The 25,080-nt window shown below is 65.2% G+C and carries 22 protein-coding genes; 11 read left to right on the forward strand and 11 right to left on the reverse strand.

Annotated features, from left to right (window positions below):
• The first annotated feature begins 285 nt into the window (after positions 1–285).
• Positions 286–2,517, forward strand: a complete 2,232-nt coding sequence (locus tag LB520_RS08850) for a cation:proton antiporter (RefSeq protein WP_224529767.1) — start codon at positions 286–288, stop codon at positions 2,515–2,517.
• Positions 2,518–2,564: 47 nt separating this feature from the next.
• On the opposite strand, the gene LB520_RS08855 is transcribed toward LB520_RS08850, so the two are convergent.
• A complete protein-coding gene (locus LB520_RS08855) occupies positions 2,565–3,773 on the reverse strand; it encodes an MFS transporter (RefSeq protein WP_224637236.1) in 1,209 nt (402 codons plus the stop codon).
• 260 nt (positions 3,774–4,033) lie between these two features.
• Between LB520_RS08855 and LB520_RS08860 the strand changes: the two genes are divergently transcribed.
• On the forward strand, positions 4,034–4,453 hold the full coding sequence (locus LB520_RS08860; RefSeq protein WP_224637237.1) for a VOC family protein: 420 nt from the start codon (positions 4,034–4,036) through the stop codon (positions 4,451–4,453).
• Between the two features lie 3 nt (positions 4,454–4,456).
• On the opposite strand, the gene LB520_RS08865 is transcribed toward LB520_RS08860, so the two are convergent.
• Positions 4,457–4,708: a DUF1127 domain-containing protein gene (locus LB520_RS08865; RefSeq protein WP_224637238.1), complete on the reverse strand. Its 252-nt coding sequence runs from the start codon at positions 4,706–4,708 to the stop codon at positions 4,457–4,459.
• Positions 4,709–4,874: 166 nt separating this feature from the next.
• On the opposite strand from LB520_RS08865, the gene LB520_RS08870 reads away from it, so the two are divergent.
• The gene (locus LB520_RS08870; RefSeq protein WP_224637239.1) at positions 4,875–6,317 is read left to right on the forward strand and encodes a LuxR C-terminal-related transcriptional regulator; all 1,443 of its coding nucleotides are present in this window, start codon (positions 4,875–4,877) and stop codon (positions 6,315–6,317) included.
• A 44-nt stretch (positions 6,318–6,361) separates the two neighbouring features.
• On the opposite strand, the gene LB520_RS08875 is transcribed toward LB520_RS08870, so the two are convergent.
• The 5 genes from LB520_RS08875 to LB520_RS08895 form a co-directional block, all read right to left on the reverse strand.
• The gene (locus tag LB520_RS08875) at positions 6,362–7,255 is read right to left on the reverse strand and encodes a carbohydrate ABC transporter permease (RefSeq protein ID WP_140699578.1); all 894 of its coding nucleotides are present in this window, start codon (positions 7,253–7,255) and stop codon (positions 6,362–6,364) included.
• Between the two features lies 1 nt (position 7,256).
• The gene (locus LB520_RS08880; protein ID WP_224637240.1) at positions 7,257–8,195 is read right to left on the reverse strand and encodes a carbohydrate ABC transporter permease; all 939 of its coding nucleotides are present in this window, start codon (positions 8,193–8,195) and stop codon (positions 7,257–7,259) included.
• A gap of 98 nt (positions 8,196–8,293) precedes the next feature.
• A complete protein-coding gene (locus LB520_RS08885) occupies positions 8,294–9,619 on the reverse strand; it encodes an ABC transporter substrate-binding protein (protein WP_140840573.1) in 1,326 nt (441 codons plus the stop codon).
• 36 nt (positions 9,620–9,655) lie between these two features.
• Entirely contained in the window at positions 9,656–10,732 is a 1,077-nt protein-coding gene (locus LB520_RS08890) for an ABC transporter ATP-binding protein (protein ID WP_224637241.1), read from the reverse strand.
• Between the two features lie 453 nt (positions 10,733–11,185).
• Complete coding sequence (locus LB520_RS08895; RefSeq protein WP_224637242.1) at positions 11,186–11,785, reverse strand: DUF922 domain-containing Zn-dependent protease; 600 nt, start codon at positions 11,783–11,785, stop codon at positions 11,186–11,188.
• Positions 11,786–11,897: 112 nt separating this feature from the next.
• Between LB520_RS08895 and LB520_RS08900 the strand changes: the two genes are divergently transcribed.
• The 4 genes from LB520_RS08900 (at position 11,898) to LB520_RS08915 (ending at position 14,425) form a co-directional block, all read left to right on the forward strand.
• Positions 11,898–12,131: a hypothetical protein gene (locus LB520_RS08900; protein WP_095768487.1), complete on the forward strand. Its 234-nt coding sequence runs from the start codon at positions 11,898–11,900 to the stop codon at positions 12,129–12,131.
• 86 nt (positions 12,132–12,217) lie between these two features.
• The gene (locus LB520_RS08905) at positions 12,218–13,315 is read left to right on the forward strand and encodes a flavin-containing monooxygenase (RefSeq protein WP_140840579.1); all 1,098 of its coding nucleotides are present in this window, start codon (positions 12,218–12,220) and stop codon (positions 13,313–13,315) included.
• Positions 13,316–13,452: 137 nt separating this feature from the next.
• On the forward strand, positions 13,453–14,082 hold the full coding sequence (locus LB520_RS08910) for a glutathione S-transferase family protein (protein WP_140840581.1): 630 nt from the start codon (positions 13,453–13,455) through the stop codon (positions 14,080–14,082).
• A gap of 115 nt (positions 14,083–14,197) precedes the next feature.
• Positions 14,198–14,425 (forward strand): hypothetical protein, encoded by a 228-nt coding sequence (locus LB520_RS08915; RefSeq protein ID WP_140631530.1) that lies wholly within the window; start codon positions 14,198–14,200, stop codon positions 14,423–14,425.
• A gap of 39 nt (positions 14,426–14,464) precedes the next feature.
• On the opposite strand, the gene LB520_RS08920 is transcribed toward LB520_RS08915, so the two are convergent.
• Positions 14,465–15,466: an aldo/keto reductase gene (locus LB520_RS08920; RefSeq protein WP_140840583.1), complete on the reverse strand. Its 1,002-nt coding sequence runs from the start codon at positions 15,464–15,466 to the stop codon at positions 14,465–14,467.
• 131 nt (positions 15,467–15,597) lie between these two features.
• Here LB520_RS08920 and LB520_RS08925 point away from each other — a divergent pair, with 131 nt between their 5' ends.
• Positions 15,598–16,749: a hypothetical protein gene (locus tag LB520_RS08925; protein ID WP_224637243.1), complete on the forward strand. Its 1,152-nt coding sequence runs from the start codon at positions 15,598–15,600 to the stop codon at positions 16,747–16,749.
• Positions 16,742–17,494 carry an ABC transporter ATP-binding protein gene (locus tag LB520_RS08930; RefSeq protein ID WP_224637244.1) on the forward strand — a complete coding sequence of 251 codons (753 nt, stop codon included), beginning with the start codon at positions 16,742–16,744 and terminating at the stop codon, positions 17,492–17,494. The genes LB520_RS08925 and LB520_RS08930 overlap by 8 nt, the downstream gene beginning before the upstream one ends.
• A gap of 63 nt (positions 17,495–17,557) precedes the next feature.
• Here LB520_RS08930 and LB520_RS08935 read toward each other — a convergent pair whose 3' ends face one another.
• The 3 genes from LB520_RS08935 to LB520_RS08945 form a co-directional block, all read right to left on the reverse strand.
• Positions 17,558–18,055 carry a GNAT family N-acetyltransferase gene (locus LB520_RS08935; protein WP_095768490.1) on the reverse strand — a complete coding sequence of 166 codons (498 nt, stop codon included), beginning with the start codon at positions 18,053–18,055 and terminating at the stop codon, positions 17,558–17,560.
• Between the two features lie 504 nt (positions 18,056–18,559).
• Entirely contained in the window at positions 18,560–19,822 is a 1,263-nt protein-coding gene (locus LB520_RS08940; protein ID WP_224637245.1) for an FAD-dependent oxidoreductase, read from the reverse strand.
• Entirely contained in the window at positions 19,819–21,351 is a 1,533-nt protein-coding gene (locus LB520_RS08945; RefSeq protein WP_224637246.1) for a formyl transferase, read from the reverse strand. The genes LB520_RS08940 and LB520_RS08945 overlap by 4 nt, the downstream gene beginning before the upstream one ends.
• A gap of 239 nt (positions 21,352–21,590) precedes the next feature.
• Between LB520_RS08945 and LB520_RS08950 the strand changes: the two genes are divergently transcribed.
• Positions 21,591–23,684 carry a GumC family protein gene (locus tag LB520_RS08950; protein ID WP_224637247.1) on the forward strand — a complete coding sequence of 698 codons (2,094 nt, stop codon included), beginning with the start codon at positions 21,591–21,593 and terminating at the stop codon, positions 23,682–23,684.
• A 1-nt stretch (position 23,685) separates the two neighbouring features.
• Positions 23,686–25,059 carry a VpsF family polysaccharide biosynthesis protein gene (locus LB520_RS08955; RefSeq protein WP_224637248.1) on the forward strand — a complete coding sequence of 458 codons (1,374 nt, stop codon included), beginning with the start codon at positions 23,686–23,688 and terminating at the stop codon, positions 25,057–25,059.
• The last annotated feature ends 21 nt before the right edge of the window (positions 25,060–25,080 follow it).

The raw sequence follows: 25,080 nt of genomic DNA on the forward strand, positions 1-25,080 counted from the left end.
GAACTGCTGATCTCCCCCTTGTGGAGGGCAGAGGGGCGCCGTCTTGCTGCATGTCGCACGCCGGACCTGCAGATGTTAACGCTTCTGGCTGTGAAGCCGCGTTCCTTCGCGCCCCCCTCTGTCCTGCCGGACATCTCCCCCACGAGGGGGGAGATTGGCAGCTCCGACGCCGTGCAACCGAACCACCGGCCAAACCGTTATGACGCGAAATCGAGGGGAGACAGCTTGTCCAAAATACTCAATCGGCGCCGGTCGGTCGTGTTAGCCGCCGCTGCACTTCTGCTGATGCCCGTCGTCGCCTTCGCCGCCGAGAAGACCGGCATGTCCTCGGAAGGCATTTTCGTCGCCGAACTCATCCTGCTCCTTGTCGTCGGTCGCGGCATCGGCGAGGTTCTGGAAATACTGGGCCAGCCGGCGGTGATGGGACAGCTGATCGGCGGCATCCTGCTTGGGCCTTCGCTGCTTGGCTGGGTCTGGCCGGCGGCCGAGCGGCTGGTCTTTGCCGGTGACGCCTCGCAAAAGTCGATGATTAACGCCATCGCCCAGCTGGGCGTGTTGATGCTGCTCCTGCTCACCGGCATGGAAACGGATCTGCGGCTCGTGCGCCGCGTCGGCCGCGCCTGTTTTTCCATTTCGGCCGCCGGCGTGGCGGTGCCCTTCGCGCTCGGCTTCGTCGCCGCCCAGTTCATGCCGGCCACGCTGCTTGCCGCAGGCAGCGAACGAATCGTCGCCGGGCTGTTCCTCGGCACCGCGCTCTCCATCTCCTCGGTCAAGATCGTCGCCATGGTGGTGCGCGATATGAACTTCATGCGCCGCGACCTCGGCCAGATCATCGTCTCGTCGGCCATCATCGAGGACACGATCGGCTGGGTGATCATCGCCATCACCATCGGCATCGCCACCCAGGGGCGGATCCAGATCGGCAACCTGGCCTTCACGGTTGCCGGCGTCGCCCTCTTCATGGCGTTTTCCTTCACGCTCGGGCGCCGCATCGTCTTCGACGCCATCCGCTGGACCAACGACACTTTCCGCTCCGAATATGCGGTCGTCACCGTCATCCTCGCCATCATGGGCGCCATGGCCTTGATCACCGATCTGATCGGCGTGCACACCGTGCTCGGCGCCTTCGTCGCAGGCATCTTGGTCGGCGAGTCGCCAATCCTGTCGCGCCACATCGAAGGGCAGCTGCGTGGCATCATCACCGCCCTTTTTATGCCGGTGTTTTTCGGCGTCGCCGGACTATCCGCAGACCTCACTGTGCTTCTCGATCCTCAGCTTGCGCTGCTGACGGTGGCGCTGGTCATCATCGCCAGCATCGGCAAGTTTCTCGGCGCCTTTATCGGCGCCGAGGTCGCCGGCATGAGCCGCGCCGAGGGCGTCGCGGTGGGCTGCGGCATGAACGCGCGCGGTTCCACGGAGGTCATTGTCGCCTCGATCGGCCTGTCGATGGGCGTGCTGTCGCACAACCTCTTCACCATGATCGTCACCATGGCGGTCATCACCACCTTGGCCATGCCGCCGACATTGCGCTGGGCGCTGCGCCGCCTGCCGATGGGCGAGGGCGAGCAGAAAAGACTGGAGCGCGAGGAGATCGACCAGCGCGGATTCGTCGCCAATCTGGAGCGGCTGCTGGTTGTGGTCGACGAGGGTATCGTCGGACGCTTCGCCGCCTATCTCGCCGGCGTCATCGGCGCCGGCAAGCCGACGACGGTGCTGCATTCGAGCGGCGAGACCGATGCCGAACCGACCGAAGGGTTGCATCTGGAGGAAATCGAGAAAGGCGCCGAAGACAGCCGTGAGGCGGCGAAGCAAGGCGACGAGACGCCGGTGCGCGAGGCCCCGGTCACCCGCCGCCAGCATGAGGAGCTCTCGGCCGAAGCTGTCATCAAGGAGGCGCGCAAGGGCTACGGCATGCTGCTCGTCGGGCTCGGCCGCGCCGTCACTTCCAAGGGGGCCTTCTCGCATCGGCTGAACGAGGTCGCCGGCGCCTTCGACGGGCCGCTCTGCCTGGTGTTGAAGCCGGCCACCGCCGGCCGCCAGATGCCTCGGCTCGGCCCGCGATCGGGCAAGATACTGGTGCCGGTCAACGGCACGGCCGTTGCCCGCCGCGGCGCCGAACTGGCTTTGGCCGTCGCCGCCGTCACCGGCGCGCCCGTCAAGACGCTCTATGTCGCACGGGCCGGCCGCGACGAGCTGCGCGACACCGTCTCGCACCGCCGCAGGGAAGCCGTGCTGAAGGACATCGTCGCGCTTGCCGACCGCTACGGCGTCGAGATCGAGACGGCGATCCGCAGCAGAGCCGCCGCCGCCGACGCCATCGCCCGCCAGGCAGGCCGCAACGTGGCGTTGATCGTCATGGGCGTGGCGCGGCGCCAGGGCGAGGAGCTGATCTTCGGCGAGACGACGACGGCCGTCCTGCGGCGCAGCCCATGCCCGGTGGTGCTGATCTCCGACGAGCGGGTGAAGCGCGACGAGAGCGACCGCGAGGCGGTACGCACGGGCACGGGCACGGGGTGAGAGGACTGGCTAATCTCCCCCACAAGGGGGGAGACCATCAGCAGTTCTCAAGCCATCTGCAGTTTCTGCCGGCTCGGCTGCGGCGGGAAGGCGATCGCGATCCCGGCCGCGCCCAACCCGATCAGCGCCGAGCCGATGAACAGCCAGCGATAGCTGGCAGTGGCGTCGTAGATCATGCCGCCGGCGAGCGGCCCGAGCGACATGCCGAGGCTGGAGAGCATCGTGGCCGCGCCGAGGACGGTGCCGATGATGCGCAGGCCGAAATATTCGCGCGCCAGCACCGCATAAAGCGGCATCACGCCGCCATAGGTGGCGCCGAAGATGACGGCCAGAAGGTAGAACTGCTCGAGCTGGCCGACGGTGAGATAAGCGGCGATCACCAGGCCCTGGATAGCAAGCCCGGCGACCAGCACAGGCTTGACGCCCAGCCGGTCGCCGAGCACGCCGTAGAGCACGCGCCCGCCAAGGCCGGCCAGCCCCTCGACGCTGTAGATCGACACGGCCGCCATCGGCGCCACACCGCAGGACATGGCATAGCTCACCATGTGGAAGATCGGGCCCGAATGCGCCGCGCAGCAGGCGAAGAAGGTGAGGCCCAGCACGATGAATTGCGGCGAGCGCAGCGCCTGGCCGACGCTCATGCCTGGATCGTCGGTGACCGGCGCCGGCGTGCCGTCGCTGGCTGCGACCGCCGCCGGCGGCTGGCGCACCAGCAAGACGGCGGGCAGCAGCAGCACCCAGGCCATGACGCCGATATCGAACATGGCGGTGCGCCAGTCATAGGCCGTGATCAGCCAGCGGGCGAAGGGCGAGATCGTCATCGGCGCGACGCCCATGCCGGCCGAGACCAGTGAGACGGCAAGGCTGCGATTGGTGTCGAACCAGGCGGTGGTGAGCGCGATCATCGGCGCGAAGAAGGCGCTGGCCGCCAGCCCGACGATGACACCGTAGCTGAGCTGGAAGACCAGCAGCGAGGTCGCCCGGCTCGCCACCACCAGCGACAGTCCAAGCAGCACCGCGCCCGCAAGCACCACGGGCCTGGCGCCGACCCGGTCATAGATCGCGCCCCAGGCGAAGCCGCCGAGGCCCATCACCAGGAAATTCAAGGTCATGGCGCTGGAAATGCCGGTGCGCGACCAGTTCGTGTCGAGCGACATCGGCTCCAGAAAGATCGCCAGCGAAAACATGGCGCCGAGCGCCACGCAGGTCATCAGCGCGCCGGCCGCGACGATGACCCAACGATAGGAATGGTTCATGGTTTTCTCCATGCCGTAAGGCATCCTGTTTGATGCGGCACGGTTTTTCCAGTCCACCGGGCCGCTTGCGTCCGAAGGACGCCGGAGCGGGAGCCGATCCTACAATCTGGTTGCATTTTTTATCCGGATTTTTTTTGAGGGCCGATTTCGTTGTCCCAGGCCCTGTCCCGCGAGTGGCTGAAGTGTCAGCAGCCGGCAGTACCCGTCATTGACCGCACACCCGTCCCATCTAGATTTACCCTCTCAACCAGGAGCATCCCATGGAACTCTATCGCGGCCGGCTCATCGATCACCTTCACCTGGTGGTGCGCGACATCGAGGCCAGCCGGCGTTTCTACAGCAGCCTATTCGAAGTGCTGGGCATCCCCATCGGCGGTGGCGCTGAGGACCATTTCTGGGCTGACGAGCTGTTCGTCTCGACCCCCGACAGCCGTTCCGCCCAAGGCGTGCTCACCGGCCGTCACCATCTCGCCTTCCAGGCGAAGGACCGCGCCATGGTCGATGCCTTCTACCAGGCCGGGCTCGCCGCCGGCGGCAAAGACAATGGCGCGCCGGGCGAGCGGCGCTACCATCCGGGCTACTACGCCTGCTTCCTGCTCGACCCCGACGGCAACAACATCGAGGCGGTGTTTCATGGGCCGGCCAAGCGAAGCGCGGATGCGGTGGTGGTGAGTTTCTGAGGCCTATCGGCGCCAGAACGGTTTAGCGAGCTCCTCCCGCACCTCGTCCATGGTCAGACCGATATCGCCGATCAGATATGGCGTATAGCGTGCCTTGATCGCCAGCTCCTCGCGGAAGCAGGCTCGTTCGTGCCACACGGCCAAAAGGCCGAACACCCCGGGATGACGCGTCAAGCTTTCTCCGGCCGGCGGGTCGCGGAGGTCGAGCTGCACGGCGCCGTAAAAATCGGAAATCGTGTTCAATATGGGTTTCATCGTCGGCTCCTCGGAAGAACGGCCCTCATCGAGGGCACGCCGGGAGCCTGAACCGCCACGCTCGGTCGATCCATCGGCTGCATGCAGTGTTTTGGGTCCTGCATTTGTAGTATTTTGCGGGGGGCGGGGCATTGATAATGTCGCCGTCCGCGGGCAGGGAATCGAGATGAATCACGACGCTGCGTCCATACCGGCCGCGCTTTCAGCGCGCCAGCCTGTGCCGGCCTTGTCCGAGCGCGAGCGTGCGGTGGCGGAAAGGTTCGCGGCTGGCCTGACCTATCGCGAGATCGGCGAGGCGCTGTTCATCGCGCCATCCACCGTGCGCACCCATCTCGCCGCGATCTACGAAAAGCTCGGCGTTCGCAGCAAGATCGCGCTTGCCATGCATATCAACCCCGTCACAGCCATGCCGGCCGTGCCCGACACTTCGCCGGTCCTTGCGATATTTCCCATCGAATGCCTGAGCGCCGACGAGCAATGGCGCCGCTTTGCTCGCGGGCTGTCATCCGACATCACCATCGACCTTGCGCGCTACGCGGATCTGCCGGTCATTGCCTTCCACACCATGAAGGCGCTGGGCAGCAAGCCGGCCGATTTCACCACCGACGGCAAGGCCCTGGGCGCGGCCTATCTTCTGTCCGGTCAGTTGCGCGCCGACACCCAGCGAGTGCGGCTTACGATGGAGCTGGCCGATGCGCGAACCGGCGTCAGCCTGTGGAGCGAACGTTTCGACCGGCCCGTCGAGGACATCTTCGCGTTGCAGGACAGCTTGACCGAAAGCGTGATCAACGTGCTTGCCGGCTGTTTCGGAGCGATCGCCACGGTCGGCCGCAATGCAATCCTTCGCAAGCCGCCGGCCAGCCTGCGCGCCTATGACTGCTATCTGCTGGGCGTCGAGCAGCACAACACCTTCAGCCGCAGCGGCAACAGGGAAGCCATCAGGCTGTTTTCACGCGCGCTCGAGCTTGACCCGACCCTGGTCAAGGCCTGGACCGAACTTGCCTACGCCTACTCGATCGAGGCGTGCAACGGCTTCGGAGACAATCTGAACGCCTCGATCGCCAAATGGCGATGGGCGGCCGAGAATGCGCTGCGGCTCGACCCGAGCGACAGCACTGCGCACAACTGCTTCGGTGATCTCATGGGTTGCCTCGGCGATTTGGAGGCAGCTGAAAGGGCGCACCGGCGCGCCTTCGAATGCGGTTCCAACCATGCCGACACGCTGGCGCTGCTTGCCGGCAGCAAGGCGCTGGTCGCCGGCGATCCGGCGGAAGCCATCCCGCTCATCGAGCGCGCCATGCGACTCAACCCGCTTGCCCCGCCCTGGTATTTCGGCATGCAGGGGCGCGTCCTGTTCACGGCCGGCAGGCACCGGGAAGCCATAGCCGCGCTGCGACGGAGCACGCCGGATTCGCCGCACGTGCTGATCTTCCTGATGCTTGCCCACGCAACACTAGGCGAAGCTCGCGAGGCCGCAGCCATCGCGGACCGTCTGCGCACCGAATTCCCCGGCTTCTCGGTCGAGGGCTTCATCTCTGGCTATCCGGTCAGCAATCCGGGCGCCGCGCGAGCCATCCGCGAAGCGGCGAAGTTGGTGCCGCTCTGCTAGCCCGGTCACTAGCCCGACGCCACGTGCCAGGCGCTGATGCACTTCTATTCCTTCACCGCGCCCGTCATCGATGAAACATAGTGCTCGACGAAGAAGGAATAGAGCACCACCACCGGCAGCGAGCCGATCAGCGCGCCGGCCATGAGCGCGCCCCATTCATAGACGTCGGAGCGAACGAGTTCGGTGAGCACGCCGACCGGCACCGTCTTCTTCTCCGAAGACTGGATGAAGGTCAGCGCATAGATGAACTCATTCCAGGACAAGGTGAAAGCGAAGATGCCGGCCGAGATCAGGCCGGGCACCGACAGCGGCAGCACGATCTTGGTGAGGATCTGCCAGCGGCTTGCGCCGTCGATGAGCGCGCATTCCTCCAGCTCGAAGGGTATCGAGCGGAAGTAGCCCATCAGAAGCCAGGTGCAGAACGGGATGAGGAAGGTCGGATAGGTGAGGATCAGCGCGAACGGCGTGTCGTAAAGACCGAGATTGAACACCATCACCGACAGCGGAATGAACAGGATAGAGGGCGGCACGAGATAGGCGAGGAAGACGGCGAGGCCAACCTGCCGTGCCCCCGAAAACCTCAGCCGCTCGATCGCATAGGCGGCAAGCACGGCAGCCGCCAGCGACAGGAAAGTCGCGGCGGTCGAAATGATGATCGTGTTGAGCAACCAACCTGGATAGGAGGTCTCGAAGAGCAGGTAGCGGATGTGCTCCAGCGTCGGATGCACGACCCAGAACGGATTGTAGTTCACATAGTCGGTCATCTCGATATTGGGCTTAACCGCCGTGATCGTCATCCAGTAGAACGGAAACAGGAGGACGATCAGAAACACCAGCAGCGGCAGATAGACCGTCACCACCCGCCGCGGCAGGCTTTGCAGGTAGCCCATGCCGCCTTCGTCGGTGTCCAGGCGCTCGACTTCCTTGATCGCGGCCATGTCAGTCTCCGCCGCCTTGCTGCCATCTGCGCCGTTGCAGTCCGAAATAGCTGAACAGGATCGCGGCCAGCAGAAAGGGAATCATGGCAACCGCGATTGCCGCGCCTTCGCCCAGTTGGCCGCCGGCAATACCGCGCTGGAAGGACAACGTTGCCATCAGATGCGTGGCGTTCACCGGCCCGCCGCGGGTCAGCACGTAGATCAGCTGGAAATCGGTGAAGGTGAACAGAACCGAAAACGTCATCGTGATGGCTATGATGGGCGTCAGCAACGGCAGGGTCACGTAGCGGAACAGCTGCCACCGGCTGGCGCCGTCGAGCGTAGCGGCCTCGTAGAGCGATTGCGGAATGGTCTGCAGTCCGGCAAGCAGCGTGATGGCGACGAACGGAATGCCGCGCCACACATTGGCCGCGATGACCGAGGCGCGCGCATTGGTCGGGTCACCGAGAAAATTGATGCGGTGGTCGATCAGGCCCATCTGCTGCAACGCCCAGGACAGGATCGAAAACTGCGAGTCGTAGATCCACCAGAAGGCAATGGCCGACAGCACCGTCGGCACCACCCAGGGCAGCAGCACGACGGCGCGGAAGAACGACTTGAAGGGCAGGTTCTCGTTGAGGATGAGAGCCAGCCAGAGGCCGAGCACGAATTTTAGGATCGAAGCGCTGACCGTGTAGAGCAGCGTGTTGAACACCGAGAGCCAGAAGACGCTGTCGCTCCACAGATATTCGTAGTTCTCGGCGCCGATGAAGATGCCCGGCCGGCCGATGCGCGTGTCGGTGAAGCCGAGCCAGACGCCGAGCCCGAGCGGATAGGTGAGAAAGACCAGGAGCAGCGCCGCCGCCGGCAGCATGAAGCCGAAGCCGAGAACGTTCCTGCTCTCGGCGAGCCTCGAACGGATCGACGGGCGCGTCTGAACGGCAACGGACGGCACGGCCATGGCGCGGGCTCCTTCTTATGCGGGTGGAACTGTGGCTGACCGCGCTTGGCTCGAGTAAGCCGCAAAGCGCGGTCATCCTGCTTCAAACTGCGCCAGGATCAGACGCGGTAGTAGCGATTGGCGCGTTTTTCGGCCTCCTCCATCGCTTCCTGCGGCGTCGCCTGGCCCGTCACCGCCTTGGCGAACATGTCCACCAGCACGTAGTCAGCCATTGTCGCGGCGGATGCATAGCCGAGCGGCCCGGCATAGCCGTTGGGGCGCAGCGTCGCCGAGGCTTTCGCGTAGGCTGCATTGTTAGGATCGGCCTTCCAAACCGGGTTGTTGTCGAAGGCTTTCAGCGTTTGGCAGCAATAGCCCGCCGACGAAGTGATCCAGTCGGACATTTGCGGGTCCTCAAACATGAACTGCAGATAGGCTTTGGCGGCATTGGGGTAGGGCGTGTAGTTGAAGATGACGGCCGTGGTCACCTGGAAAAGCTCGACCGATTTGCCGACCGGACCGATCGGCATGTTGGTCGTGCGGATGTCCTTGGCGATCTCGGCCAGCTTCGGGTCCTTGTCCTTGTTGATCTTCGCTGTGTTGTAGGCTGAGATGCCGTTGGCGATCACGCTCACTTCCCCGGCCAGGAATGCGCGGTTGTTGTTGACGTCGAGCCAGCTTTCGGTGCCGGGGATGAAGGTCTTGTAGAGCTCCTGCGCATACTGGATCGCCTTGAGCGTCTCCGGACTGTTGATCGTCACCTTGCCGGCTTCGTCGACCATCTGGCCGCCGTGGCTCCACAGCAGCCAATGCGCGTAATTGTTGCCGTCGCCGACGCCGTGGCCATGGGTGAAGCCGGCGGGATGGCCTTTCGCCTTCAATGCCTTGCAAAGTTCCAGGAAACTGGCCGTGTCCTTGGGGAATTCGGAGAAGCCTGCCTCCTTGACCCAGCTTTCGCGGTAGACGATGGCGTTGCCGATGGTGGCCAGCGGCAAGCCGATGAACTTGCCCTCGCGCGTGGCATATTGTTTCGGGCCGTCGTACCAGCCGCCATGCTTCTTGCCGAGATGATCACCCAGTTCCGTCACATCGAGCAGCTTGTCGGGATACTGGTGCGGGTCGTCGAACCAGACGAACATCAGGTCGGGACCGGAGCCGACATTGGCGGCGACCGCCGCCTTGGGACGGATGTCTTCCCAGCTTTCCTTGTCGACGCGCACCTCCACGCCCGTCGCCTCGGTGAACCGCTTGGTATTCTTCAGCCACTGATCCTCGTCGCCCTGCACGAAGGGCGACCAGCGCAGCAGCCTGAGCTTGGCGCCTTCCTCGGGCTTGTAGGTCACGCCTTCCTGGGCGAATGCGCTCGAGCCGACGAAGCGGCTGCCCAAGGCTCCGGCCGCCGCGGCTGCGGTCGTGCGGATTACATCGCGTCTGGTGAACTTCATACTCGTTTCCTCCTGTTGCTCTGCCGTTGCCTGGTTTTATCGCGCCGTCTCGATTCGCTTGCCGGTCTCGCCGTGGAACAGGTGGATCGGACCAGGGTCGACCGACAGCCGAATGGTTTCTCCCGGCGCGAAGGAATGGCGCTCGCGGAAATTGGCGACGATGTCCTCCCCGCCGACCGTGCGGCCGATGATCTGCACTTCCGACCCGGTCGGCTCGATCACCGCCACCTTGACTGGAATGCCGTCGTCGGCCAGCCGCAGATGCTCGGGTCGTACTCCGAGCACCATGGCTTCGCCGTTGCCAATCGAGAGAGGCTTCGGCAAAGGCACGGAAATGCCTCCTGCACCCCTGAACAACGGTGGGCCATCATTGGCGAATGCGCCCTTGAGCAGGTTCATGGCGGGCGAGCCGATAAAGCTTGCCACGAACAGGTTGTTTGGCCGGTCGTAGAGCTCGAGCGGCGGTCCGATCTGCTCGACGAGGCCGTCATGCATGACCACGATCTTGTCCGCCATGGTCATAGCCTCGACCTGGTCGTGGGTGACATAGACCGTCGTGGTCTTCAGCCGCTGGTGCAGTTCCTTGATTTCGGCCCGCATCTGCACCCTCAGCTTGGCGTCGAGATTGCTGAGCGGCTCGTCGAACAGGAACACCTGCGGATTGCGCACGATTGCCCGGCCCATGGCGACGCGCTGGCGCTGGCCGCCCGAAAGCTGGCGGGGATAGCGCGACAGAAGCGGCACCAGCCCGAGGATTTCGGCCGCCCGTTTCACCCCGGCATCGCTTTCAGCCTTCGGGACGCCCTTGAGCATGAGCGAGAACGCCATGTTCTCGGCAACCGTCATGTGCGGATAGAGCGCGTAGTTCTGGAAGACCATGGCGACGTCGCGCTCCTTCGGCGCAACGTCGTTGACGATACGGCTGCCGATCGAGATATGGCCGCGCGAAATCTTTTCCAGGCCGGCGATCATCCTGAGAAGGGTCGATTTTCCGCAGCCTGAGGGCCCCACCAGCGTGACGAACTCGCCGTCGTCTATGTCGACACTGACGCCATGCAGGATCTGGGTGGCCCCGAACGATTTGTAGACATCGCCAATCGCGACAGACGCCATCGAACTCCTCCCGATGGTCCCTGCGAATCTCGCGGGGAGCCGTTCCAATCAAGGTGTGGCTGAAACGGGTGCCGGCAAGCACCCACCACTGGCGTCGGCGACGTTTGCCCCTATTCCCCCGGGGTCACGCGACTGTGAAACGGTAGCGCTACCACATCCACCTGTAAAGCGGCGGCGCGCCTTGCTTACTTCCATCGTTGAAGACAGTTGAGCGAAGGCTGCGCTGAAGCGAAGTGGATCCAGCCAGTCGCCGGAGGGCGGCCGATTGATCTTCAAACGCCGCCGGTAGATATTAGACATCGTTAATGTAATAGATTTCAGCGTGTCCGAGAAAAGCCGAATCCTGCCGATTTACATCGCCAACGGGATTGGTCGTTATCCATCCAGGACGCGCGCATTACTTCCGCCATAGCGCAAGGAGCAGGGCGGTCGCTGCCGCTCTTGCCTTCGTTGTCAGCCTCCGCCCAGAAACGCCGCGATCAGCTTCAGCATGTTGCCGTCTCGGCCGAACTCTATCTTGTCGAAATCGCGGCTGCCCTGGCGCTGCGCCTTCGAGAGTTGGTCGAGATAGGCTGTCAACTCCGCCCGGACCTTCTTGCAGCCGGGATCGTTCTGGGCTGTGAGGCCGGTGCTGAAGGCGACGATCTTGTCCACCATGTCGACGATGCCGGCGCCATGCACCTTCTCATGCGCGATCAGCCCGGCGGCGAAGGCGTCCCAGCGCGTTTGCAAGGCTGAGCCAAGTTTCCGCGCCGGCTTGGGCAGCGTATAGGTGATGATCAGCTTCGGCCGCGCCGTCCTCAGCACGCAGGCGCCGCCTTGCGGCTGGTAGTCGCGCTGCCAGGTCAGCTTGAAGAAAGTGTGCGCGATGACACGCCGTTCGTTGCCGGCCGAATCCTTGCCGATCACCGGGCCCTTCTTGCCGATCGAGAGATAGAGCTGCTCCGCGCTTTCGCCCGAGACGGCATAAGTCTCGATTTTCTCGACGGGCTTCCAGTCGGCGAGCGCCGGCGTGGACGAAAGCAGGGCGGCGAGGAGGAGGGCGGGCTTCATGGGCGAGCCATAGCATTGGGCCTCGTTTGGTAGAAGCCGGCCCGCGGATTTTCGGAACCGGCTTCACCGGTCGATCGTTTTCCTGGGCAATCGACCCATGGGGAAGGACAAGATGACCCGCAACGAGATCATTTCCGTGCTTGGACCGGTCGACGAGGCCGTCATCGCCGATATCGCGCTCACCGGCGCCAGCCTCGAGGAATTGCGCGAGGCCTTCGCCTGGATTGGCGCCGACGAGGCGCTAGTCAATGAAGGTCGCGCCATGCCTGGCGCCCGTGTTGCGAAACTGATCGAGATCCTCGAACCGCCCGAGGATGAGCCCGAGACGCCGGGCGCGATGGAGTAGGGCGGCTGCCCATAGGTGCTTCTCCCTACTTGCCGCTCGAACCCCTCCTGTCATAGCTTTTGCCGCCTTGGCGGGAGGAAAGCCATTTGGACACCAATGTCGTCATCATCGGCGCGGGTCCTGCCGGGCTCGCCGTTGCTGCCTGCCTCAAACAGGCGGGGCAGGACTTCATCATCCTTGAAAGGGCCAATGAGGTGGCGCCCGCCTGGCGGCGGCATTACCGGCGGCTGCACCTGCACACGGTGAAGTCCTTTTCGTCACTGCCGTTCGTGCCGTTCCCGAAAAGCCACCCGCGCTACGTGCCACGCGAGAAAGTGGTCGCCTATATCGATGCCTATGCCGGGCGTTTCGGGCTCAGGCCGCGCTTCGGCGTCACCGTCAAATCGGTCCGCCGCGAAGGCGAGCGTCTGCTGGTCCAGACCGACGCCGGGCTGTTCAATGCCCGCAAAGTGGTGGTGGCCACCGGCAACAATGCCGAGCCGATCACACCAAGCTTCCCGGGCATCGAAGCCTTCAAGGGCAAGGTGCTGCACAGCGCCGCCTATACCGAGGCCGCGCCTTATGTCGGCAAGGACGTGCTGGTCGTCGGCATGGGCAATACGGGCGCGGAGATCGCGCTCGACCTGGCTGAAAGCGGTGCCAGGCCCACAATCTCGGTGCGCAAGGGCGTCCACATCGTGCCGCGCCAGCTGTTCGGCGTGCCGATCCAGATGGTGGGGATCGCCAGCCGGGCAATACCGCAGGCGCTGAACGACTGGGTGTTCCCAAAGATCCTCGATCTGGCGCTGGGCCGGCTGGAGAGCTACAGCATCGTGCGGCCGCGGCAGGGCATCATGCGGGGGATCGAAGCCGGCCGCATTCCGGTGATCGACGTCGGCACGGTGGCGGCGATCAAGGCCGGCCGGATCGGCATCGCACCGGATATCGCAAGCTTCACCCCGGACGGTGTGAAATTCGCCGACGGGTTGGAGAAGAAATTCGACGCGGCTATTTTCGCCACCGGCTACCGCCCGGCCTATGACAGCTTCCTGCCGGCGGAGCTCAGGCCGGACAAGAGCGGCGTGAACGCCCGCGCGACGGAGCTCGGCGTCTATCTCGTCGGCTTCTACAATCCGGTCACCGGCCTGTTGCGCGAAATCGGCATCGAGGCGCAGGCGGTGGCGAAGGATATTGCGAGACGGTGAGGGTTCACGCGGCCACCATGATAGGCCGAGTTCCGTCACGGCGCAGACCTTTCTGCGTTGATCTGCGCCCCGCCTGAATCGGGTGGCGCCGTCATTCGCCGCATGGCAAGCCAATCCACCAGCGAGGAATGCACTCCATGCTCACGCTCTACGATTATCTCCCGTCGCAAAATGCCTGGAAGGTTCGCGTCCTGCTCGGGCTGCTCGGCATCGCCTACGACACCCGCATCATCTCGATCTTCGAGGGCGAGTGCCGCACCGAGACGTTCCTGAAGCTCAACCCGGCAGGCGCAGTTCCGGTGCTCGGGCTGGACAATGGCGAGGCGATCGCCGAGTCGAACGCGATCCTCGCCTATCTCGCCGAGGGCACACCCTACCTTCCGTCGGACCGCTTTGCCCGCGCCAAGGTGATGCAATGGCTGTTCTTCGAGCAGTACCATATCGAGCCGGTCATCGGCTCGTTGCGCTACTGGACGCTGACCGGTCGGCTGGAGCGTAACCAGGCGATGGTTGCCGGCAAGCGCGAGGCGGGCGTGCGCGCGCTTGGCGCGCTGGAGCGCAGCCTGGCCGACACGCAATTCCTGGTCGGCAACGCGCTCACCATCGCCGACATCGCCGTCTACGCCTACAGCCACCGAGCCGAGGACTGCGGTTTCTCGCTCGCCGACTATCCCGCTGTCGATGCTTGGATGGGACGCGTCAGCGAGACGATCGGCCCGGATTATCCTGTGCATCCTTACAGCATCGATCCGCATTCGCACGCCTGAGCCGCCGGAACACAGCGGCGGACAGGGCGTTTTCCAAAGGCAGCGTGTCGTGCGTCGCCCAATCGGCGCCCGCCTGTTTCGCGTTGCGTTCCAACCAGAGCCATGGAGGTCCGCAATGGTTCGCACCATCCTCGCCGCAATCCTCGCCACCGGCATCATGAGCCTACCGGTCATGGCAGCCGAGCAATACTGGGTCGCCAGAGACGCCGTGTCGAAGCAGTGCGAGATCGTGCCGAAGAAGCCCGACGGCACGCTTGTCGTCGATCTCGGCAAGAAGAAATACGCCAGCGAGGGTGAGGCGAGGAAGGCGATGGAGGCGATGTCGGACTGCAAGAAAAAATAGGGCCGTTGCCCAATCCTCCCGAGGGAGATTAGCCAGCTTCTACCGGTCCACCAGAGACATCGTCCGCTCGTTGTAGCGCGGCCCTGACACCTTGTCGGGCGTCAGTGCCATGTCGAGCCCCAGCATCTCGGTGGCGTCGAGCGCGATATCGGCCGCCGCGACGTTCTCTTCCAGATAGGCCCGGCGCTTGGTGCCGGGGATCGGCACGATGTCGATGCCGAAATCCGGGCCTTTGGCGAGCAGCCAGGCGATCGCGATCTGGCCGGGTTTGACGCCCTTTGCCGCGGCGATGTCGCGCACCGTGGCGGCCGCCGCGATATTCAGGTCGAAATTCTCGCCTTGGTAGCGCGGATCGCCGCGACGGAAATCGCCTTCGGGATACTCCTCCGCACGCCTGACGTCGCCGGCGAGGAAGCCGCGGCCGAGCGGAGCGAACGGCACCAGGCCGATGCCGAGCTCCTTCAGCGCCGGGATGATCTCGGGCTCGAGGTTGCGCTCCCACAGCGAATACTCGCTCTGCAGCGCCGAGACCGGATGCGCGGCATGCGCGCGGCGGATGTTGGCAATGCCCGCCTCCGACAGGCCGAAGAAGCGCACCTTGCCCTGCGCCACCAGTTCGCCGACCGCGCCCGCGACATCCTCCATCGGCACGGCGGGGTCGACGCGGTGCTGGTAGAGGAGGTCGATGCGGTCGGTGGCAAGTCGCGAGAGCGAAGCGTCGACCACCTCGCGTATATGCTCGGGCCGGCTGTCGAGCCCGGCCTGCTTGCCGTCGGCGATGCGGAAGCCGAACTTCGTCGCGATCGTCACCTGATCGCGCCGGCCTTGCAGCGCGCGTCCAAGCAGCTCCTCATTGGCGAAGGGGCCGTAGACCTCGGCCGTGTCGAGAAAGGTGCAGCCGAGCTCGATCGCCCGGTGGATCGTCGCGATCGACTCCGCCTCGTCGGCCGGGCCATAGGCCTGGCTCATCCCCATGCAGCCGAGGCCGATGGCAGAGACTTCGAGTCCCTGGCTGCCGAGTTTCTGTTTGCCGAGGCTCATGCGTCTTGCTCCGCCGAATTTTCGATCCGGCTAAATTATAGGGCCGGACATGAATGCGTCCAGCGCTGGCCCTATTGGCGGCGCAATCGTCGCCATCCTTGCCGGTGGCGATTCCACTGTGGTGACGGCCAATGCGGCACGACAGGCTTGTCCTAATATTGCTCTGGCGCGAGTTGGTCGCCGGCCTACGCGCAACGCGGCGCCGCGATCTCGCCTGGATTGCGCTCGGCGGCGGTGGACTTCTGGCCTATGCGATCGCGGATATCGTCGTCGCCCTGCATGCCGCGGGTCCGAAGCTGCGGCACGACCAGCTTCTGTGGATGCTTGGACTGCCAGTCGCTTTCGCCGCGCTGGGATGGCTGGCGGGCAATGCAATGTCGCGCCTTTGCCTTTCTCGCGCCTTTGCCCCCTTCCTCAAGGTACTGCCGCTCGCTTCGGCGGAGCGCCGTCGCATGGCGGCGGTGGGAGCTTTCGCGCTCGGCCTTCCACTCACGCTGATGATCGCCACGGCGGTCGGCTTCGCCTGCGCCGTCATCGGAAAGCCGTTGGCACCGGCCTGGGGCTTGGGCGCGGCCACCCTGTTTGCCTTGAGCTTCGGCACGGCAGGCCTTTGGCGCCTCCGGCGGCCACGCCTTCTCGTCGATGTGGCGGCGAGCGAGGCGGCGCCGGTCGGAAGGCCCTGGCTGCGTCGCCTCGACCGGGCGCGTCCAAGCTGGCTTTCCAGCTGGGCCTGGAAACTGCCGGCCGGCAATATACGGCCGTCTTGGAAGCTGGCGGCGGCCAGCCTGCTGCTCGGGCTCGCCACCATTCTTGGCGCCTGGGCCAGCCTGGCCGGCCATACGGCTGGGCCTGCGGCCGTCGCGGGCCTGGCGGGCGGCATTCTTGTTTTCATGCTCAGCCTGCGCTGCCAGCCGCTCGGCTCGCCGGTGCTGCGCACAGCGCCCATCGGTTTTACACGGGTATGGCTGCGGCTTGTGCGACTGCCGCTGCAATTGTCGCTCGCCTTCTTCCTGCTGCCGGCCGGCGCGGCGCTCGCGGCCGAACCGTCGGCCTGGTCGGTGCCGGTCGCGAGCGGCCTTTGGCTACTGGTGCTGAACGGCGCCTATGCGGTGTTCGGCGCCTTTTTCCTCAACACGCCCTTCGTCGCAATGCTGAGCTTCGCCGGCGCACTCGCCTATGCCGGCTACGAGACCCTCGAATATGGCCGTACCGTTCTGATCGGCCTGGCGGCGCTGGTGTTTTTCTTGTGGCACCGAACCCGACAGAGATATCGCAATGGCTGAAGTCCTCACCGTTAAAGAGCTCAGCGCCGGCTATCGCGGGCGCATTGTCGTTCGCGGCATCGATCTTTCGCTCCGTCGGGGCGATATAGTCGGTCTGCTCGGTGCCAATGGCTCGGGCAAGTCGACGCTCATCAGGGCGATCACCGGCCAGATCCCGTTGATCGGCGGCAGCGTGGTGATTGACGGCACCGATCTCGCCGCCGCGCCGGAACGCGCCAAAGCCGGCTTCGGCCTCGCCATCGAGCCGCACGAACTGCCGGCGCCGCTTTCGGGACGCCAGTACATCGAGCTCGTCGCCTCGATCCGTGGCTGCGCGCCAAACGACCTGCCAAGCGGCGACCTGCCGGGCGGCGATCTCCTGGAGCGACTAGACCTTGGACGCTGGATCGACCGCCCGATCGCCGAATATTCGCTCGGCACGCGAGCCAAGATCGCCATCGGCGCAGCGCTTCTCGGCGGGCCGCCACTTCTGATCTTCGACGAGACGCTGAACGGCCTCGATCCGGTCGCCGCCTGGGAGGTGAAACGCGTGATCACCGCGCTCTGCGCGAGCGGGCGGCATGCCGCCATCGTCTCGACCCATGTGGTGGAGGCCGTGCCGGCGCTCTGCAATCGCGCGGTGCTGATGGCCGACGGCAGCCTGAGCCGAAGCTGGGATGCGGCCCAACTGGCCGAAGCGGCCAGGGCGCCTGGGGTGTTTGAGGAAAGCGTCATGCAGGCGTTGCGCATGCGGGCCGCCGCCTGATCTAGAGCAATTCCAGGAAAAGTGTGAGCGGTTTTCCGCCTGGAATTGCGGCAAAACAAAGCTCTAAGCCATCGGCAGCATGCGGCGCATGATCAGCGAGGCGTGACCGCCGACACCGTGGGCCGCTTCCCGGCGTTCGACCACCTCGAAGCCGTGCTTGCGGTAGAAGGCGATCGCGCGGTCGTTGCCTTCTATCACCTCCAGCGCGATGCTGGGGATGCCGGCATGGGCGGCAAGCACAGCGTGCAGCAGGTCGACCGCGAGGCCGCTGCCGAACGCCTGCGGCTCGATGTGGAGCCGCTGCAGCATCACATCGCCTTTTCCGTCCATTGCCGCCATCGCATAGCCGGCAATCGAGCCATCGGCGCGCTCGGCGACGAAGGACATCTTGTCCTCGTCATCGAGCTCAGCCGCGAGCCTTTCCGGCGCGTGCCTTTCATCGGAGAGCCTGGCCACGGTCTCGTCGCCCATGATCGGCGCATAGGTCCGCCGCCACGATTGGCCGAGCAGCCGCGACACATCGGCCAGGTCGTTTCTCGTCATCGCCCGGATGCGGGTCATGGTCGCCATCCTTGTTGGAGTCTGAAGATAGGGCGAAGCGATGGGTACAGCCAATCTCCCCCCTTGCGGGGGAGATGCCCGGCAGGGCAGAGGGGGGCTGTCCCGCCAGCCTATCCGCGCTTGGGATCTCCGCTTTACGCCGCGCTCGGCGCCGGCAATTCTTCGCGACGGCTTATCTTGCGGCCCAGAATCACAAGCTGGCGCGCGGTGTTGTTGCGCAGGCGCGCCCAGCCGCCATTCGAGCCCTGTTTCCATGGCGATGCGCCTGGCGTAGACGCTGGAACGCATGCTGGCTTTGCCGGTCGCGACCTTCACCGGGTCCTCGTAGGATAATCCGCTTTGTGAGAGTCGCCATTCGATAGCCCGCCGCCGAACCGATAAAGGTGGCGGCGGGCCATTGGAGCGACGGGCGTGCTGTCCCGCCGAGCAGGAGACACTGCTCGCCACGATCTAAACCGGCTTTGCCAGGGACCGCGACTTACGGATTGGTAAGATCGCTCACGATCATGTTCCCAGGCCGGCCGGTGCCTTGCTGGTTTGGTCGAAAGCAGTTCCCTCTGGGCCAGGTCCGGCGTCACCCGATTTTCCCGCCTCGCGGAATCGACGGGCAAAGATCATCAAGCGCCGCGCGGTGTTGTTGCGCAGGCGGCGCAGCCGCCATTCAAGCCCCGTCTCGGTGGTTATCCGCTTTGCATAGATGCTGGCGCGCATGGCCCTGGCGTCGGCGGCGATCTTGGCAGGATCGTCGTAGAAGGCGCAGATCTTGTCGGCCGCCATGCCGGGCGTCTCGAGCCAGGCGGGGATATGCGTCGAGCTGAGGCAATAGACATCGGTCAGTACCCGGTGGATGCCATCGCCTTGCGCCGGGCAGGTCGTGGCGAACGCATCGCCGATGAGGACGACACCGTCGCGCCGATGGCCCTGCGTCGTTGTCAGGCCGACCTGCCTCACCTCGACCTCGCTGGCGACGACGAAGTTGCCGCATCGAGCCGCGATCTCCGGCATCAACGCCAGGAGCATCCTTTGCGGATCCTCACGGAACGACCGCACCCACGGATCGGCGACGGTCCGGTAGACGAACATGTTCGCGCGCATCCGCTCGCCGATCCGGAAGATGGTAAGAAAGGCAATGCGATCGGCGATCCGCCTTCCGTAGAAGGTGAGGGAGGGCAAGCCGAATTCCTGCGGCGTGACCGCGAGATCGAACCCCAACGTCAGCGAATGCGCCTTCGATTCCTCGACGCGCTCGACGCCGATCGCGCGCCGCACCGCCTCGCTATAGCCGGTGGCCACGACCAGCAGTCGGGCATCGATCACGGAGCCGTCGGTGAGCACCAGCCGCTGCCGGTCCGGTCCCGTCGAGACGTCCGCGACCTTGCCGATCGTCAGCGGCACTTGCGGAGGCAGCGCCGCGCGCAGGCCGTTGACCAGCGGCGTGTAGGAAAAGGCGTACTCCCAGCTTTGCTTGCGCTCGAACTGCTGGCCGAAGCGGAAGACATGAATGTCTGTCATCGGGGTGACGAGAGACCTGAAAACCGGGCCGAGGCCGAGTTTCTCGAATAGTCCCATCTGCTCCGCCCGGGTTTTCTCGGCCCGGAATTCGTCATGGTGGATACGATGCGGATCGATCAGCGCGATCTTGCGGCCCGCCTTGGCGAGCGACAGCGCCAGCACGGTTCCGGCGAGCCCCGCGCCGACGATCGCCACTTCGACCTCGGCCTGGCCGGCCGGCACGGCGGGTGCTTCGCGGTCTTCTATGATGCTCATTTGTGGTCTCCACGGCCCGCAGGCATGACGTCGCGCCGTTGGATCTGCTTCCAGCGGGGCGCCATTGCCGAACCATCTATGAATTCCAGCCCGCCCGCCTCGTTGAGCGTGTGCAGCTTGCGGCCGGCCCAGCCGGCACCGGGGTTGAGGATCGTTTCGACGACCTGACCAAAGCCGCTCTCGTCAAGCTGAGTGACGCGCGCTATGCCGAGCGCGGCGCCATAGCTCCTGCGGCAGTCCTGCACCGGGCGAAGGAGTTGGCCGCCGCGGCTGACCATGCGGCCCGCCGGCCGCGCCGAGGCGATGTCGATCATAACGGGGTTCTTCGGGTGCGGCGTCCACGGCCCGCGGAAATCCGGCGCCGACCACAGATGCAGCTGGTCCGAGAAGGCGCCGCCGCCGTCGCGCACCGTGGCGAACATCCACCAGCGCCCGTCATGCTCGGTGAGCGTGGCGTCGCTGGCGATGATGTCCGACAGAAGCGTCGCTTCCTTGACCCAGCCGCCCGGGAAGGCGGTGGCGCGGTAGAGGTCGACGGTCCGGTTGGCGGAGCTTTCCGGCACCATCCACATCTGGCCGTCGCGCTCGAACACGAAGGGGTAGGAGAGATGGTAGGGCAGCTCCAGAACCGGCTTCGGAGTGCCGACCGGGCCGGACGGGCCAAACGCCACTGCCGACAGGATCGCCTTGCCGGTGCGGTGGATGTAGTCTTCGACGAACAGCGTCACCTGGCCGAGGTAAAGCACCGGAAACGGGTCGGCGTAGAAGCGGCTGCCGTCGTCCGGCAAATCGCGCCAGCCGGATTGCGGATGGGCGCGCAGTTCGTAGAGATCCTTGCCGCCGGTCTCGCGCCAGCCGACCCGCCAATGTGGGGCGTTGTAGCACAGGTGGTAGATCTGCTGGATGATGCGGCGTGCCGTCGCCTTGGCCGCACGCACCCCGAGCTTCGTGGCCGACGGCATGGCTGGCGGCGCCGTCTCGCATGGCGGTTCGGGCAGCACCGGAAGCGATGAGCGGGTGGCGCCGTTGACCGCCGCGACGATCAGGCTGGCGCTGCGCGCCAGCATGTCCTGGAAGGAAGCCAGCGCGATCCCGTGATATTCGGTGCCGAGCCGTCCCTCGGCGACTGTCGCGCCGTTCTGTTCCAGGCGGGCCAGCGGCGTGCGGCCGGCAAGGATCAGCGCCAGGAGGGCCTCCTCGCCGCAGACGCCATCATAGGCGAGCCGCCAGACCCGTCTGCCCTGCGGCTCGACGTCGCCGATGAGATCGATTGTGAGGTCGGCCGGCGCGGACGCTCTCGCATGGCCGGCCAGTGCCGAAAGGGGCACACGCCTGGCCGTCCCATTGGCGGGCAGGCGATGGATCAGCGTCTCAAGCTGGAACAGCGCTTCGGCTGCGCGCGGCACGCCGCCCGCCGCCGGACGGCCGTCGACCGCAAGCTCCACGCCGGGCAGCAGCGACAACCGCTCGGCCAGCGCCACATGAAAAGCGCGCACGCAATCGCCGTCGAGGCGCAGGGTCAGGCGCATCGCCAGCCCCGGGCACATCCGGTGCCGCCGACCCGGCTGGCCAGATCAAATTCCCGCCGCATGCGCACGATGTCTCCAATTTAGGCTGCACTTAGATTCTACTGCGATGGTGCAAACTTCGTGCCAGAGCGGCCTCAATTTATGAACATAATTAACAGTGTTTTAATCGTTGCCGGGAATAGCTAGACCAACGCCGCATTTCTCGTTTGCCGGCCGATGGAGCGTTCTCGGAGCGACCTTTGCAATCACCCCTGCTCATGGTGCCTCAGCAGAACGCTCCGGAGGCGATCGCGCCGGCGCCGGCCTATCACGCGCCTGCGCCCGCGCCTGCCACGGTCGAGCTTGGCGATCTCGGCCGCATCCTGCTGCGCCGCCGCAAGCTGATCTTCGCCACCGTCGCGTTGCTCACTATCGCGACGCTGATCTACGCCTTCCTGACACCGGCGCTTTATTCCTCGACGGCGCAGATCATCATCGATCCGCAAGACCTCCAGGTCGTCACCAACGATGTCAATCCCAGTCGCATCTCGCCCGATGGCGGCATCACTCAGGTCGAAAGCCAGGTGAGTGTGGCGCAATCGAACGGCGTCCTGCTGCGCGCCATCAAGGCGACCAACCTGACCGAGAACCCGGACTTCAACGGGCAGGGCGGGCTCGGCGGCTGGCTGGGCATGTTCTTCGGCGCCAGCGACGGCGATAGGACGGCTGAAACGCTCGACGCGCTGCGCCGCCGCCTGGCGGTGAAGCGAGACGACAAGGTGCTGGTGCTCAACATCATCATCACGGCCAAGAGCGCCGACCTAGCGGCCGAACTCGCCAACGCCATCGCGCAGGCCTATCTCGACGACCAGGCCGAAGCGCGTTCGAAGGCCGCCGCCGACGCCTCCGACGCGATCAGCGCCCGGCTGGAAGACCAGCGCAAGCGCGTCGAGCAGGCTGCCAACGCCGTCGAGACCTACAAGGCCGAGCACAACATGGTGATGGCGGCCGGCAATTTGGTCAGCGATCAGGAACTGACCGACCTCAACACGCAATTGACAGCCGCCCAGACCCGTACCGCGCAGCTCAAGGCGCAGGTCGACCAGCTGCGCCGGCAGGGCGGCGCGCCGGACGCGACCTCCGAGGCGATGCGCTCGCCGGTCATTGCGAGCCTCAGGGCGCAGGAGGCGACGCTGGTCGACCAGATATCGCAGTTCGGCACCGAGCTCGGGCCGCGCCATCCCTCGATGATCTCCGCGCAGCAGCAGCTCAGCGATCTGCGCAAGCTGATTTCGCGTGAGCTCGGCCGCCTCGTCACTGCCGCCGAGACCGATTACGAGCGCGCGTCGGCCAACCAGAAGGCCCTGGAGGCCAAGGTGGCGTCCCTGAAAGGCAAGTCGCTCGACACCGACCAGGCCTCCGTCAGGCTGCGCGAGCTGCAGCGCGATCTCGACGCCGTGCGCACCGTCTATGCCAATTACCTGCAGCGGGCCCAGGAAACGCGCGAGCAGACCAACGTCAACAGCACCAATGCCCGCATCATCTCCGAAGCCATGCCGGCGCTGAAGAAGAGCTGGCCGCCGAAGGGGTTGCTTGTGTTTGGCGCCATCTTCGGCGGGCTGGCGCTGGGCATCGGCATGGCGCTGATCGCCGAATATCTCTCGCCGACCGTGTTGTCAGCCAACCAGATGCAGTCGGCCATCGAGGCGCCGGTGCTGGGCGTTCTGCCGGGCAGGGGGCGCCGCCGCTCCGGCGCTGCCGCCCAGAAGACCGACGCCGTGGCCGGGCTCGCGCTGCAGCGCATCGCCGCCGCCACCAGGCGCCCGCCGGACTGGCCGCTGGTACCCTCCATCCTGGTGGCGTCGCCGCCCGAGGATAAGGCTGAGCGGTCGAGGGTGGCATGGCAGCTCGCCAACGCGGCGGCGGCCAGGGGGCGCCGCGTGCTGTTCATCGACATCAATGCCGGCAAGGGCCAGAAGGACCCGCAGCCCGGCGTGCTCGACGTGCTGCGCGGCGAATATCCGCTCGACGCGGTCAGCCGCTATGCACCGGGCAGTTCCGTGGCGCTGGTCAGCCGGGGGCGGCCGACCGCGGTGTTCCAGGAAGCGCAGGCGCTCTATTTCGCCCATCGGATGTTGGCCGAGGCCAATCACAGCTTCGAGCTCGTCGTCATCGACGGCGGCGCTCTGGCGGACGACCTCAACGTCCTGCCGCTGGTCGCCATGGCCGACGAGATCCTACTCGTCGCCAGGCTGAATGCGACGCCGATGCGCGACGTCGCCGCGACCTCGGAAGCGGTCTCCGTCATGGGGCGGCTGCCGACCGGCGCCATGCTGGTCGACGAGGCGGCCTGACATGGCCTCGATCCTGGCTGGTACCGCCCGGCCTGTTTCGGCTTCGGGCTATGGCATGGCGGGCCCGCGCACTGTCCCAGTCGACACGCTGACCCGTCTTGGCCTGACTATCGCGGTGCTGTTTCTGTTTTCCGTCTCCGGCGGCATGCTGTGGCTCGCAGGCTATAATTACGACGGCTTGCAAGGCAGTCCGCTGAGCAAGATCCACCCTTCCACCTATCTCTTCGTGCTCGTCTTCGTCTGGCGCTCCTGCATCTTCGGCAATCCGGTCGGCTATGTGATCCATGTCACGAACAGGCGGCCGGCCACGATGCTGATGGCGGTGATCTCGACCGTGCTTCTCTTCGTCGTCATCCTCAGGCAGCGCCCCGGCATGGCCGGCATGATCGACACTTTCGTCGCCCCGGCGCTGATCGTGCTGCTGCTGAGCGAGGATGACGAGAAAACCTTTGCCTGGCTGCAGGCGGTCATCCATGTCGTCATGACGGCGAACGCGCTGCTGGCGCTGTTCGAGTTCGGCACCAAACATCTGGTGTTCCCCTACAGGTTCGACGGCGCGGTGTTCGTCAACGATCTGCGCTCCACCGCGCTGCAGGGGCACCCGCTCTCCAATGCCACGGTCACCTCGATCTATGTGCTGTCGCTGCTATCCGGCTCGCGTTCCCTGTCGACGCCGCTGAGGCTCGCGCTTGTCGGCCTGCAGTTCTGCGCACTGGTCGCCTTCGGCGGCCGCTCGGGCATGGTGCTGACGATCCTGCTCAGCGGCGTTTATTTGCTGATCCAGGGCCTGGCGCAGCTCAGCACCGGACGCGTCAACCTCTTGGGCGCCGCGCTGGCGATCATGCTCGCCGCGCTGCTGCCGCTGGCCATCGCGCTTGCCGGCTATTACGGCTTCTTCGACGCGCTGCTCGAACGTTTCGTCTCCGACAGCGGCAGCGCCAACGCCCGCGTCGAGATGTTCGATCTCTTCAGGCATCTGGAATTGCGCGACCTGATCGTCGGGCCCGATGTCGACCTGCTCGACAGCATGCGCCGCATCACCGGCCTTGAGCAAGGCATCGAGAACCCGATCCTGCGCCTGACGCTCTACCAGGGAGCGTTCTTCACGCTTTTGATCTTCTTCGGCTTCGCGCTGTTCATGCACGAGGTCGCGCGCCGCTGCCATTCGGGCATCTGGCTGCCGATGCTGGGTTGGCTCATCCTGCTCAACACCTCCGAAAGCATCGCCTCCAAGACGACGCTGATGACCAAATTCGTGGTCATCGCGCTGGCGCTTTATCGGCCGGCGAGGCCTGTTGCGCGTCAAAGGACGCAGGCGAAGGAACGCGGCGAGTCTCGCTATGCATTCGCCGCCAGATGGAAACCAAACCCTTAGCGCGGTTTGGTGATTCAGCAA

Source organism: Mesorhizobium sp. CA12 (genome assembly GCF_020165255.1).
In the GTDB taxonomy this organism is placed as follows: domain Bacteria; phylum Pseudomonadota; class Alphaproteobacteria; order Rhizobiales; family Rhizobiaceae; genus Mesorhizobium.

What these genes read in the sequence shown, in the direction of transcription:
- LB520_RS08885 (WP_140840573.1), bottom strand. Translation starts at nt 9,619, where the DNA reads ATGAAGTTCACCAGACGCGATGTAATCCGCACGACCGCAGCCGCGGCG.
- LB520_RS08915 (WP_140631530.1), top strand. Translation starts at nt 14,198, where the DNA reads ATGGTTCGCACCATCCTCGCCGCAATCCTCGCCACCGGCATCATGAGC.
- LB520_RS08955 (WP_224637248.1), top strand. Translation starts at nt 23,686, where the DNA reads ATGGCCTCGATCCTGGCTGGTACCGCCCGGCCTGTTTCGGCTTCGGGC.
- LB520_RS08935 (WP_095768490.1), bottom strand. Translation starts at nt 18,055, where the DNA reads ATGACCCGCATCCGGGCGATGACGAGAAACGACCTGGCCGATGTGTCG.
- LB520_RS08860 (WP_224637237.1), top strand. Translation starts at nt 4,034, where the DNA reads ATGGAACTCTATCGCGGCCGGCTCATCGATCACCTTCACCTGGTGGTG.
- LB520_RS08880 (WP_224637240.1), bottom strand. Translation starts at nt 8,195, where the DNA reads ATGGCCGTGCCGTCCGTTGCCGTTCAGACGCGCCCGTCGATCCGTTCG.
- LB520_RS08870 (WP_224637239.1), top strand. Translation starts at nt 4,875, where the DNA reads ATGAATCACGACGCTGCGTCCATACCGGCCGCGCTTTCAGCGCGCCAG.
- LB520_RS08875 (WP_140699578.1), bottom strand. Translation starts at nt 7,255, where the DNA reads ATGGCCGCGATCAAGGAAGTCGAGCGCCTGGACACCGACGAAGGCGGC.
- LB520_RS08900 (WP_095768487.1), top strand. Translation starts at nt 11,898, where the DNA reads ATGACCCGCAACGAGATCATTTCCGTGCTTGGACCGGTCGACGAGGCC.
- LB520_RS08945 (WP_224637246.1), bottom strand. Translation starts at nt 21,351, where the DNA reads ATGCGCCTGACCCTGCGCCTCGACGGCGATTGCGTGCGCGCTTTTCAT.
- LB520_RS08920 (WP_140840583.1), bottom strand. Translation starts at nt 15,466, where the DNA reads ATGAGCCTCGGCAAACAGAAACTCGGCAGCCAGGGACTCGAAGTCTCT.
- LB520_RS08850 (WP_224529767.1), top strand. Translation starts at nt 286, where the DNA reads ATGCCCGTCGTCGCCTTCGCCGCCGAGAAGACCGGCATGTCCTCGGAA.
- LB520_RS08855 (WP_224637236.1), bottom strand. Translation starts at nt 3,773, where the DNA reads ATGAACCATTCCTATCGTTGGGTCATCGTCGCGGCCGGCGCGCTGATG.
- LB520_RS08890 (WP_224637241.1), bottom strand. Translation starts at nt 10,732, where the DNA reads ATGGCGTCTGTCGCGATTGGCGATGTCTACAAATCGTTCGGGGCCACC.
- LB520_RS08930 (WP_224637244.1), top strand. Translation starts at nt 16,742, where the DNA reads ATGGCTGAAGTCCTCACCGTTAAAGAGCTCAGCGCCGGCTATCGCGGG.
- LB520_RS08910 (WP_140840581.1), top strand. Translation starts at nt 13,453, where the DNA reads ATGCTCACGCTCTACGATTATCTCCCGTCGCAAAATGCCTGGAAGGTT.
- LB520_RS08865 (WP_224637238.1), bottom strand. Translation starts at nt 4,708, where the DNA reads ATGAAACCCATATTGAACACGATTTCCGATTTTTACGGCGCCGTGCAG.
- LB520_RS08895 (WP_224637242.1), bottom strand. Translation starts at nt 11,785, where the DNA reads ATGAAGCCCGCCCTCCTCCTCGCCGCCCTGCTTTCGTCCACGCCGGCG.
- LB520_RS08925 (WP_224637243.1), top strand. Translation starts at nt 15,598, where the DNA reads ATGCGGCACGACAGGCTTGTCCTAATATTGCTCTGGCGCGAGTTGGTC.
- LB520_RS08940 (WP_224637245.1), bottom strand. Translation starts at nt 19,822, where the DNA reads ATGAGCATCATAGAAGACCGCGAAGCACCCGCCGTGCCGGCCGGCCAG.